This is a genomic window from Dermatophilaceae bacterium Soc4.6 (genome assembly GCA_039889245.1).
In the GTDB taxonomy this organism is placed as follows: domain Bacteria; phylum Actinomycetota; class Actinomycetes; order Actinomycetales; family Dermatophilaceae; genus Lapillicoccus.
On record JAZGVH010000002.1, the window covers coordinates 3,976,125 to 3,987,447 of the forward strand.

11 protein-coding genes are annotated in these 11,323 nt (G+C 73.8%); 9 read left to right on the forward strand and 2 right to left on the reverse strand.

Translation table 11 applies throughout. The features are described 5' to 3' along the window. Positions 1–27: 27 nt before the first annotated feature. Entirely contained in the window at positions 28–933 is a 906-nt protein-coding gene (gene pyrF / locus V3N99_18580; protein MEO3938739.1) for an orotidine-5'-phosphate decarboxylase, read from the forward strand. A gap of 26 nt (positions 934–959) precedes the next feature. Here the strand turns inward: pyrF and V3N99_18585 are convergent, their stop codons facing one another. Next, entirely contained in the window at positions 960–1,430 is a 471-nt protein-coding gene (locus V3N99_18585; GenBank protein ID MEO3938740.1) for a hypothetical protein, read from the reverse strand. A 122-nt stretch (positions 1,431–1,552) separates the two neighbouring features. Here V3N99_18585 and V3N99_18590 point away from each other — a divergent pair, with 122 nt between their 5' ends. The 8 genes from V3N99_18590 (at position 1,553) to V3N99_18625 (ending at position 10,812) form a co-directional block, all read left to right on the forward strand. Next, positions 1,553–2,167, forward strand: coding sequence for a hypothetical protein (locus V3N99_18590; GenBank protein ID MEO3938741.1), 615 nt, complete (start codon positions 1,553–1,555; stop codon positions 2,165–2,167). A gap of 9 nt (positions 2,168–2,176) precedes the next feature. Next, positions 2,177–4,636 (forward strand): MMPL family transporter, encoded by a 2,460-nt coding sequence (locus V3N99_18595; protein MEO3938742.1) that lies wholly within the window; start codon positions 2,177–2,179, stop codon positions 4,634–4,636. 121 nt (positions 4,637–4,757) lie between these two features. Beyond that, entirely contained in the window at positions 4,758–5,081 is a 324-nt protein-coding gene (mihF, locus tag V3N99_18600; GenBank protein MEO3938743.1) for an integration host factor, actinobacterial type, read from the forward strand. After that, entirely contained in the window at positions 5,078–5,644 is a 567-nt protein-coding gene (gene gmk, locus V3N99_18605) for a guanylate kinase (GenBank protein MEO3938744.1), read from the forward strand. Before mihF ends, gmk begins: the two co-directional genes overlap by 4 nt. Positions 5,645–5,685: 41 nt before the next feature. Continuing rightward, the gene (gene rpoZ, locus V3N99_18610; protein ID MEO3938745.1) at positions 5,686–5,949 is read left to right on the forward strand and encodes a DNA-directed RNA polymerase subunit omega; all 264 of its coding nucleotides are present in this window, start codon (positions 5,686–5,688) and stop codon (positions 5,947–5,949) included. A gap of 35 nt (positions 5,950–5,984) precedes the next feature. Beyond that, the gene (gene coaBC / locus V3N99_18615) at positions 5,985–7,316 is read left to right on the forward strand and encodes a bifunctional phosphopantothenoylcysteine decarboxylase/phosphopantothenate--cysteine ligase CoaBC (GenBank protein MEO3938746.1); all 1,332 of its coding nucleotides are present in this window, start codon (positions 5,985–5,987) and stop codon (positions 7,314–7,316) included. 64 nt (positions 7,317–7,380) lie between these two features. Further along, complete coding sequence (metK, locus tag V3N99_18620; GenBank protein MEO3938747.1) at positions 7,381–8,598, forward strand: methionine adenosyltransferase; 1,218 nt, start codon at positions 7,381–7,383, stop codon at positions 8,596–8,598. A 93-nt stretch (positions 8,599–8,691) separates the two neighbouring features. After that, positions 8,692–10,812: a primosomal protein N' gene (locus V3N99_18625; protein MEO3938748.1), complete on the forward strand. Its 2,121-nt coding sequence runs from the start codon at positions 8,692–8,694 to the stop codon at positions 10,810–10,812. Positions 10,813–10,833: 21 nt separating this feature from the next. Here the strand turns inward: V3N99_18625 and arfB are convergent, their stop codons facing one another. Continuing rightward, entirely contained in the window at positions 10,834–11,319 is a 486-nt protein-coding gene (gene arfB / locus V3N99_18630) for an alternative ribosome rescue aminoacyl-tRNA hydrolase ArfB (GenBank protein ID MEO3938749.1), read from the reverse strand. Between the last annotated feature and the right edge of the window lie 4 nt (positions 11,320–11,323).

Sequence of the window (11,323 nt, forward strand, 5' to 3'; positions counted from 1 at the left end):
GAGCTGCCACCCACCCGAGGAGACCCGATGACCGGCGAGACCACACCGACCCCTGCGGCGCAGCCCACCCCGTTCGGGGTGCGGCTGCGGGCCGCCATGGACGAGCGCGGCCCGCTCTGCGCAGGCCTCGACCCCCACCGTGGGCTCGTCGAGGGCTGGGGGCTGCCCTACTCTCTGTCGGGGCTCGAGCGCTTCACCATGACGTGCGTCGAGGCGTTCGGTGGCCACGTCGCCGTCGTGAAGCCCCAGTCGGCCTTCTTCGAGGTCTTCGGCTCAGCCGGGATCGCGCTGCTGGAGAGGGCGATCCGCGGTCTGCGGGAGGCAGGCACGCTGGTCTTGCTCGACGCCAAGCGGGGCGACATCGGCTCGACGATGGCCGCTTACGCACAGGCCTACCTGGGAGACGACTCCCCGATCGTCGCCGACGCCGTGACGGTCAGCCCCTACCTCGGCTACGGCTCGCTGCGCCCCGCCCTCGACCTCGCACAGCAGACCGGCCGGGGGGTCTTCGTCCTCGCCCTCACCTCCAACCCGGAGGGTCCGCAGGTGCAGCACGCAGTGCGTGACGGGCTCTCCGTCGCCGGGTCGGTCGTCGACGGCGCTGCCGCAGACAACGCCGAGGCGGTCGCCGCCGGCGAGCTCGGCCACGTCGGCCTCGTCATCGGGGCCACCGTCGGCCCGGCCGTCGACCAGCTCGGTCTCGACCTCGTGGCTGCGGGCACGCCGGTGCTCGCGCCCGGACTGGGGGCCCAGGGCGGCAGCCTCCAGAGCCTGCGTGCGGTCTTCGGTTCAGCCCTGCCGCAGGTGCTGGCCAGCAGCAGCCGGGAGGTGCTCTCGGCCGGTCCTGACCTGCGCGCGCTGCGAGCCTCTGCGGTCGGAACCGCCCACCTGCTGCGAGACCTGAGCGAGCAGCGGGAGAGCCCGAGCGGCTGAGCCAGACAGGTCCCTGCCCTGCGGGCTCAGCCGCCGGGGGTCGTCGTGGCCGCGTCCGTCGAGGTGACGGTGGGCAAGGACGCCTGCACCTGTCGGCAGGCGGCTGCGCTGGCTGTGACGGCCTTCTGGGCCGCATCCAGCTGTCGCACCGCATCGGCCAGAGCCGCGGCATCGAGGTTGCGCGCGGCCGTCACGGCGCCTGTGGCCACGTCGACGAGGGCCTGTGAGTCGTCCGCCACGGTCAGGCACTCCTTGGGCACCCGCACCACGGCCACCGCCGAGGAGGACGAGGAGTCGGTCGGGGTGGCCGTGACGCTCCTGCTCGGGGTGCTGCTCCCGCCGGAGGACGCGGTGTCCTGCCCCGACTGCTGCGCGAAGACCACGAGCCCTCCGAGCACGATTCCGACGAGGAAGGTCACCCCCGGGATGAGCCATCCCCATCGCCGCCCCGTGCCCTCACCTGTCGACTTTGCCCCTGTCGTGGACTTCTCGCTCACGGCAACCTCCCGATTTCGCTAGACGTGGTTGTCTAGAGAGTGTGCCCCTCATCGCTGGTGGGCACACTCTTACCACGAGGTTCACCGGGCTGAGGGTCCACGGGCAAGAGGGGCGGGACACGATGGCGGTACGCAGCTGGGCGGCAGACGCGAAGGCGGGTCGGGCGTGGGACGGTGTGGTCTTCTTCTGGGTCGTGCTGTGGGTCGTGATCGGCGGCGTGGTGGCCTACGAGATGTGGCAGCTCACCGGCCTGAGCCAGAGCGCCGTCGACTCCGGTCGCGCCCTCGGCACCGCAGGACAGGCCCTGCAGGACCTTTCCGGGCTGCCGCTCATCGGCAACCGCACGGGACAGCTGGGCGACCAGGTCGCCGGTACCGGGGGCTCGATCGTCGACAGTGGCACGCGGGCCGGTGGCAGCATCCGCGTCCTGGCTCTGCTGACCGGCATCGTCATCGCGCTGGCCCCCACTGGGCCGGTGCTGCTGCTCTACCTCCCCGCCCGGGCAGGCAGGCGGCGCGAGAACCGGGCCCTGAAGGCGGCCCTGCGCGACCCCGCCCGTGCCACCCAGGCGGTGGCGCACCTCGCGCGCCGTGCCGTGGGCAACCTGGATTTCGCCCGGCTCGCGGAGGTGAGCGCCGACCCCGAGGGCGACCTCGCCGCGGGTCGCCACGAGCACCTCGCCCGTGCGGAGATGCACCGGCTGGGACTGGCGCAGACCCTTCTCGGCGCACGCTGAGGACCGACCGTGACCATCGGGGGCCGACGACGGGTCCCACAGGCCGCGAGTCGGCACCCCCTGGCCAAGCGCTACGCCCGATTCACCACTCGTCGCCGCTGGTGGATCATCGGCGGCTGGCTGGTCGGGCTCGGCCTGCTCCTCGTCGCGCCACCCGTGGCGACGGGCGGTAACGAGCTGGCCAGCATCATCCCCCTGGACAGCCCCGCCGTGGCCTCCGAGCTGCGCTCGGTCGCAGAGTTCGGCTATCCCCTGTCCAGCCGCACCGCTGTCATCCAGCGCGACCCGGAGGGGCTCTCGCCGTACGTGCAGGCTGAGTCGGTGCTCGATGCGGTCGCCCTCGACCAGCGGGGAGGTACCGACTACCCGCTGCTGGGAGCCCTGCCGCTGACCAACACCCTGCGGCTGGGCGGGACCAGCGGGGAGACCAACACCGCTGTCCTCACCTACCTCTTCATGGACCCGACGAGCAGCTTCGCCCGCCAGCAGGAGGCCGCCGGACGGTACATAGCCGCCCACCTCGAGCGTCCGCAGGACCACGTCGTGGGGGTCGCGGGCTCGATCCCGGCGCGGGCGCAACAGGCCTCCCTCGTCGCCGAGTACCTGCCGCGGCTCGAGCTGCTCACCGTGCTGGCGATCCTGCTCCTGGTGGGTGTGACGTTCCGCTCCGTGCTCGCCCCGGTCATCGCGCTGCTGGCATCGGGTCTGTCCTTCGTGGCGACGACGCACCTGTCGGAGACGGTCGGCGGGCTGCTGGGGGTCGCCGCACCGGCCGAGCTGGAGCCGCTCCTGGTGGCTCTGCTGCTCGGGGTCGTCACCGACTACACGATCTTCTACCTCACGGCTCTGCGCACCCGGCTGCCCGAGCACGACGACTGGCGCGACGCGGTGACGGAGGCCGTCGCAGCGGACACGCCCATCGTGCTCGCCGCCGGGATCACGGTCGCAGCCGGGACGGCCGCGCTCCTCGCGGCGAATTCGCCGTTCTTCCGGGGGTTCGGGCCCGCGATGGCGCTCGCGGTCGTCGTGGGGCTCGCCGTGTCCGTGACCCTCGTGCCGGCCCTGCTGGCCATCCTCGGACCCAGGGTCCTGTGGCCCGGCATGAGGATCCGGGCGCCCAGCGCACCATCCCCCCAGGCCTCTACCGGCCTGCGGAGGATGAGGCCGTCCCCCCAGCAGCCGCTGGTGCGGCTCCTGAGGGGACGTCGCACGGCGTGGGCCTCGTTGCTGCTGTGCGTCGGGGTCCTCGGTCTGGCCGCCATCCCCGTCGTGCGCCTCGACCTCGGCGTCGGCTTCACGAGCTCGCTGCCGGACAGCAACCCCGTCAGCCGCGCGTCAGCCGCGGCCGGAATGGCCTTCGCCCCAGGGATCACCTCACCCACGACGATCCTCCTCGAGAAGCCGGGGGTCACGTCGGACGTTGGTGCGCTCGCCACCTTCCAGAGCCTCATCGGCCAGGCCAAGGGGGTGGCAGCGGTCATCGGACCCGCCCAGAACTTCACCCTCAAGGCGCAGAACATCGTCCTCGCCCGCAGCGGGAACGCCGCCCGGATGCTCGTCGTCTTCGACCACGACCCGCTGGATGCCGTCGCCATCGACGACCTGACCGCCCTGCGGACCCAGCTGCCGCAGATGGCCGCCCGCAGCGGTCTGAGCGGCGCGAGGGTAAGCCTCGGCGGTGACACGGCGCTCGCCGAGGGCCTGGTGAGCTCGACCGGCGGCGACCTCGGGCGGATCGCCGTCGCCGGCATCCTGGTCAACCTGCTCCTGCTCGTGTTCTTCCTCAGGGCCCTCGTCGCCCCGCTGTTCCTTCTCGCCTCCAGCGTGCTCGCCCTCACGGCGTCCCTGGGGATGATGGTCCTCGTCTTCATGGTGCTGGGCCACCACGAGGGCGTGACGTTCTACGTACCCTTCGCTGCCGCCGTGCTCCTGGTGTCGCTCGGCTCGGACTACAACATCTTCGGCGTCGGGAGGGTCTGGGAGGAAGCCCGTCACCTCCCGCTGCGAGCGGCGGTGCTGAAGGCGGTTCCGGAGTCCTCCCGGGCCATCACCGCCGCAGGGATGACGCTGGCCGTGAGCTTCGGGATGCTCGCCATCATCCCTCTCACCCCGTTCCGCGAGCTGGCGTTCGCGATGACGTGCGGCATCCTCATCGACGCCTTCCTCGTCCGTTCGCTCCTCGTGCCCGCCCTGCTGCTCGTCGTCGGCCCACGCAGCGGGTGGCCGGGCCGGGCGCTGACGCGGTCGACGAGCCTGGCTCCCGCTGCCCTCGTCGGATTCCGCGCTTCCGTCCCCGATGCCCCGCCCCTGCCCGTCCCCTCACTCCCGAGCCCACCGGGCCTGCGCCGGGCGCCGCCCGTCGGCCCGGTCACGGGTCGGCTCGCGGGCGGGCTCACGCTCGGAGTCGTGGTCGGGGGAGCGCTCGGCGTCGTGCTGGCCCGGTGGCGACGTCACCGGCGCCGACGCTGAGGCCCGACCCCTCGTTGCACCGCTCCAGAGCGATGAGTAGGTTCGGGGCAGCCGATCGCCAGGACCCTGGTCGGTGCACCGCCCCTGCCGAGCCCCGGCCGACCCACCAGGAGACACCGACGTGGCCCTTCCCCCGCTCACCCCGGAGCAGCGCACGGCAGCGCTGGAGAAGGCGGCCATCGCCCGCCGAGAGCGGGCGACCGTGAAGAATCGGCTGAAGTACTCCCAGGGGTCGCTCTCCGAGGTCATCACCCGGGGACGCGAGGACGAGGTCATCGGCAAGATGAAGGTCAGTGCGCTGCTCGAGTCGATGCCGGGGGTGGGCCGGGTGCGGGCCCGCCAGATCATGGAGGAGATCGGTATCTCGGAGTCGCGTCGCGTGCGAGGGCTCGGTGCCAACCAGGCGGCCTCCCTGATCGCCCGGTTCGACACCCCCTCGGCGTGACCGGGCGACTGACCGTCCTGGCCGGCCCCACGGCGGTCGGCAAGGGCACGGTCGCCGCCTACGTGCGGGCGCACTTCCCGCAGGTCTGGCTCTCGGTGTCGATGACCACACGCCAGCCGCGCCCCGGTGAGGTCGACGGTGTCCACTACCACTTCGTCGACGACGAGGAGTTCGACCGCCTCGTGGGAGCGGGCGAGTTCCTCGAGCACGCGGTGGTCCACCAGCGAGCGAAGTACGGCACGCCCCGCGGTCCGGTCGAGCGCGCACTGTCGGAGGATCGCCTCGCCCTGCTCGAGATCGACCTGCAGGGCGCCCGGCAGGTGCGTGACACGATGCCCGGCGCGCTCTTCGTCTTCCTCCAGCCGCCGTCGTGGGACGAGCTGGTGCGCCGGCTGGTCGGTCGGGGCACCGAGACCGCCGACGAGCGCGAGGTGCGGCTGACCACCGCGCAGCGCGAGCTGGCGGCCGCTCCGGAGTTCGACGAGGAGGTCCTCAACGACGACGTCCGGCGGGCCAGCGAACACCTCGTATCATTGATGAGGTCGCATCAGCCCTCGGGCTGATTCCACGACGCACACCGCACCCGACGAAACGAGAAGCGCCCATGTCCGGAACCGTCGCGAATCCCATCGGCATCACCAACCCGCCGATCGACGACCTGCTCGAGGTGGCCGACAGCAAGTACGCCCTCGTCATCTACTCCGCCAAGCGCGCGCGCCAGATCAACGCGTACTACGGCCAGCTGCAGGAGGGCCTGCTCGACTACGTCGGGCCCCTGGTCGAGACCGAGGTGCACGAGAAGCCGCTGTCGATCGCCCTGCGCGAGATCAACCAGAACCTGCTGAGCGCGCAGGCCGTCGAGGAGTGACCGAGCCCTCCACCCCGTCCGGTCAGGTCGGCCGGGTGGCCCGGGTCGGCCGCGGCAGCCGAGTCGTGCTGGGCGTCGGTGGAGGCATCGCGGCCTACAAGGTCGCGTCCCTGCTGCGCCTCTTCACCGAGGCCGGGCACGACGTCACCGTGGTGCCGACGGCGGCCGCCCTGCGGTTCGTCGGGGCCCCCACCTGGGAGGCTCTCTCCGGAAAGCCCGTCTCCAGCGAGGTCTGGGGTGACGTGCCCTCCGTGCCCCATGTGCGCATCGGCAAGCACGCCGACCTCGTCGTGGTGGCCCCGGCCACGGCCGACCTGATGGCGCGGGCGGCAGCCGGGATGGCCGACGACCTGCTGACCTCGACCCTGCTCACCGCCCGCTGCCCGGTCGTCTTCGCGCCGGCCATGCACACCGAGATGTGGGAGCACCCGGCCACGGTGGCCAACGTCGCGACCCTGCGGGCCCGCGGGGTGGTGGTCATCGAGCCCGCCGCCGGACGGCTCACGGGCTCCGACACCGGCCCCGGTCGCCTGCCCGACCCCGAGGACCTGTATGCCGCGTGCCTCGACGTCCTGGCGGCCCGCGTCGACGCCGACGCCGGGGCCTCGGACGTGGCCACGAACGGGCCCACGACCGAGCCGGAGTCGGCCCTCGCGGGCCGCCACGTCGTCGTCAGCGCCGGAGGCACGCGTGAGCCGCTCGACCCGGTGCGATTCCTCGGCAACCGCTCGTCGGGCAAGCAGGGCTATGCCCTGGCCCAGGTCGCCCTGGCTCGTGGCGCGCGGGTGACCCTCGTCAGCGCCGCCACCGGACTCGCGGCACCCGCGGGAGTCGAGGTCATGACGGTCGAGACGGCCCTCGAGCTGCAGACGGCCGTGACCGCCGCCGCGGCCGACGCCGACGTCGTCGTGATGGCGGCCGCCGTGGCCGACTTCCGACCTCGTGACGTGGCGGTCGCCAAGATCAAGAAGACCCACGACCGCAGCGCGGTGGGAGGGCCCGGGCCGGTCGACGAGTCTGCGCCCACGATCGAGCTGGTCCGCAACCCCGACGTGCTCGCCGGGCTCGTCGCGGCCCGTGGCAGCTCGCCGGCCCCGGTCATCGTGGGCTTCGCGGCCGAGACCGGCGACGCGCAGGGATCGGTGCTCGACCACGCGCGCGACAAGCTGGTCCGCAAGGGCTGCGACCTCCTGGTGGTCAACGAGGTCGGCGGCGGTCTCGCCTTCGGCACCGATGACAACACCGTGCACCTGCTCTTCGCGGCGGGGCCCGGGGCGCCCGCCGACCGCGTCGCCGGCCCCGCCTCCAAGCAGCAGATCGCCGCAGCCGTGTGGGACGGCGTCGAGCTGCTGCTGCCCCAGCACTAGACTCGAGCGCGGTCCGCGGGCCGGGTCCCGCCGCTCCACCCCACCACCTCCCGAGGAGATCACGTTGTCGCGCTTGTTCACGTCCGAGTCCGTCACCGAGGGCCACCCCGACAAGATCTGTGACCAGGTCAGCGACGCGATCCTCGACGCGATGCTCGAGCAGGACCCGGGCAGCCGGGTCGCCGTCGAGACGATGGTCACCACCGGTCTGGTCCACGTGGCTGGCGAGGTCACGACCCAGGCCTACGTCGAGATCCCCACGATCGTGCGCGACACCGTCCTGCGCATCGGCTACGACTCGTCGACCAAGGGTTTCGACGGTGCCTCCTGCGGGGTCGAGGTCTCCATCGGCCAGCAGTCTCCCGACATCGCCCAGGGCGTCGACACCGCCTACGAGAACCGCACCGGTGGCGTCGACCCGCTCGACAAGCAGGGCGCTGGCGACCAGGGCCTGATGTTCGGCTACGCCTGCCAGGACACGGCCGAGCTCATGCCGCTGCCGATCCACCTCGCGCACCGCCTGGCCGAGCGGTTGACCGCCGTGCGCAAGAGCGGCGAGGTCGCCTACCTGCGTCCCGACGGCAAGACCCAGGTCACCATCGCCTACGACGGCGACAAGGCCGTCCGGCTCGACACCGTCGTGCTGTCGACCCAGCACGCCGCCGACATCTCGCTCGAGGGGCTGCTGCAGCCCGACATCCTCGAGCACGTCATCACGCCGGTGCTCGACGAGCTCCAGGCCACCGGCTCCGACCTCGACGTGTCGAGCTACCGCACCCTGATCAACCCCACCGGTCGCTTCGAGATCGGCGGCCCGATGGGTGACGCCGGTCTCACCGGTCGCAAGATCATCGTCGACACCTACGGCGGCATGGCCCGCCACGGTGGCGGTGCGTTCTCGGGCAAGGACCCGAGCAAGGTCGACCGCTCCGCCGCCTACGCGATGCGCTGGGTGGCCAAGAACGTCGTCGCCGCCGGCCTCGCTGCGCGCTGCGAGATCCAGGTCGCCTACGCGATCGGCGCCTCGAAGCCGGTCGGGCTCTACGTCGAGACCTTCGGCACCGAGACCGCCCCCACCGACAAGATCCAGTCCGCCATCTCGTCGGTCTTCGACCTGCGACCGGGGGCGATCGTCGATCAGCTCGACCTGCTGCGCCCGATCTACGAGGCCACGGCGGCCTACGGCCACTTCGGCCGGACCTCGGCCCCCGGCCTCGACGGCGCGTTCCCGTGGGAGCGCACCGACCGCGTCGAGGCCCTCCAGGCGGCCGTGCGCGGCTGAGGCCGCCTACGGGCTCCTCGGACCCGGGTGGTGACGCCACGAGGGCTGGGGACGACCTCCGAGGCGGTCGGTGGGCTCTGTGAGGATGGGGCCGTGACCGAGACGGAGCGACTCTTCGAGGCCCCCGCCGCCCCTGCGGCGACGAAGGCTTCGGCGTCCCCGGTCGCGCAGGCGCAGGCGCTGCCGGTCGCGGGGGTCGTCGTCGACACGGGGCTGCCGCACCTCGACCGGGTCTTCGACTACAGCGTCCCGTCCGCGCTCGACCCCGACGCGGTGCCTGGGGCACGGGTGAGGGTGCGGTTCGCCGGTCGCGACCTCGACGGCTTCGTCGTCGTCCGGCGGGCTCACGCCGAGCACGAGGGTCGGCTGCACCCCCTGCGCCGGGTCGTCAGCCCCGAGCCGGTGCTCCTGCCCGAGGTGCTCGCGACCGCGCGGGCCGTGGCCGACCGCGGGGCCGGCACCCTGGGCGACGTGCTGCGCCTCGCGGTGCCGAAACGCCACGCCGCCGCCGAGAAGGCGCTCCCGGTGACCGTCGAGCCTCCTGCCATCGCGGCACCCGAGCCCGGTCCGTGGACCGCCTACCCGGCGGGGGCGTCGTTCCTGCGGCGGCTCGCCTCGGGTCAGGCCCCGAAGGCCGCCTGGCTGGCGCTGCCCGGTCGCGCACCCACCGATGACTGGCCGACCGCGCTCGCGGTCGCTGCGGCCGCGACGCTCGCGTCCGGTCGGGGCGCCCTGGTGGTCGTGCCCGACCACCGCGACGTCGACCGGCTCGACGCCGCACTCACGCAGGTGCTCGGCCGAGGGGCCCACGTGCGGCTGACCGCGGACCAGGGGCCGCAGGCCCGCTACACCGCCTGGCTCAAGCTGCTCAGGGGGCACGTGCGGTGCGTGGTGGGCACCCGTGCTGCGGCCTTCGCCCCGGTGCGCGACCTCGGGCTCCTCGCCGCGTGGGACGACGGCGACGACCTGATGACCGAGCTGCGCTCGCCCTACCCCCACGTGCGTGACGTGCTGATCGAGCGGGCCCGGCACACGGGCGCCGGCCTGCTCCTGGGCGGGTTCTCGCGCAGCGTCGAGGCCGAGCTGCTCGTGCGCGACGGCGTGCTCGCCCCTGTGGCGGCCGCCCCCGCGCAGGTGCGCCTGGCGGCCCCGCGGGTGATCGTGGCGGGCGACGACCACGAGGTCGAGCGCGACGGGCCGGCGGCCCGGGCCCACCTGCCCTCGGTGGCCTGGCGCACCGCGAAGCAGGCGCTCGAGCGGGGGCCCGTGCTCGTGCAGGTGCCTCGCCGGGGATACCTGCCGTCGCTCTCGTGCGCCGAGTGCCGCGAGCCGGTCCGGTGCCCGCGGTGCCACGGCCCGATGGGCGTGCCCGGCGGCGGCGGCGTGCCGACCTGCCGGTGGTGCGGCGCCACCTTCGGGCCGGCCGGCTTCCGCTGCCCGCACTGCGAGGCCACGGCGTTCCGCACCGGGGTCATCGGTGCCCGACGCACCGCCGAGGAGCTGGGGCGGGCCTTCCCCGGCGTGCCGGTGCGCACGTCCGGCTCCGGTGAGGTGCTCGCCGCCGTGGGGCCCGAGCCGGCGCTGGTCATCGCCACCCCCGGCGCCGAGCCCGTCGCCGACGGCCGGTATGCCGCGACCCTCCTGCTCGACGCCTGGGCCCTGCTCGACCGTGCCTCGCTCGACGCCGCCGCGGAGGCCCTGCGGCGCTGGACCGGCGCGGCCGCCCTCACCCGGGGGTCGGACGAGGGCGGCCTCGTGGTGCTGGCCGGGGTCCCGGCGCACACGACCCTGCCGCCGGTCGAGGCGCTCGTGCGCTGGGACCCGGCCTGGCTGGCCGCGCGTGAGCTGGACGAGCGCACGGCCCTGGGTCTGCCGCCGGCTGCGGTGATGGCCCAGGTCGTCGGGCCCAGAGCGGCCGTCCTCGCCGCCCTCGCCAAGGGCCAGCTCGACCCCTCGGTGGAGCGGCTCGGGCCGCTGCCCTTCCGCCGACGGGTGGCGCGCCCGCCCGTGGGGAGCCAGCGGGGGGCTCCCTACGACCTGGCGGGGGCCGACGTCGACGGCGACGAGCCGCTCGTGCAGGTGCTGCTGCGCGCCACCCGCGCGCAGGCGCCGACGCTCGCCCGGGCCCTGCAGGCGGTGCGCGCCGGGCGCAGCGCCCGCAAGGAGCCCGACAGCGTGCTCGTGCGGATGGACCCGGTCGAGACCGCCTACTGAGCGGCGCGACCGGCGGCCGCGTCAGTCCTCGCCGGTGACCGTGCCCCGCCGGGCCTTGGTCTGGCCCCGCGCCTTCTTGCCCGCCAGCCGGCGGCGCTGCGAGCCGAGGGTGGGCCGGGTCGCGCGACGGGGGGGCGGCGGGGGAGCGGCCGCGTCGCGCAGCAGGGCCACCAGGCGCTCTCGTGCGGCCGCCCGGTTGCGACGCTGCGAGCGGTGCTCAGACGCCGCGATGGCGACCTCGTCGCCGGTCAGCCGGGGGGCGAGGGCGGCCAGCAGTCGGTGGCGGGCGGCCTCGGGCAGCGCCAGCACCGCGGTCGACGTCGCCGGTCGGAAGAGCAGCTCGACCCTGCTGTCGGTGGTGTTGACCCCCTGCCCACCCGGCCCGGACGACCGGGAGAACCGCTCGGTCAGCTCACTGGCGGGGATCACCAGACCGGCCCGCAGCCCCGGCCCGGCGGGCACGACGAGGTCGCTCCCGGGCTGGGGTCGGGACGCAGGAAGAGACACGTCT

Coding starts and splice junctions, on each gene's coding strand:
- pyrF (MEO3938739.1), top strand. CDS start 28: ATGACCGGCGAGACCACACCGACCCCTGCGGCGCAGCCCACCCCGTTC.
- V3N99_18590 (MEO3938741.1), top strand. CDS start 1,553: ATGGCGGTACGCAGCTGGGCGGCAGACGCGAAGGCGGGTCGGGCGTGG.
- rpoZ (MEO3938745.1), top strand. CDS start 5,686: ATGTCCGGAACCGTCGCGAATCCCATCGGCATCACCAACCCGCCGATC.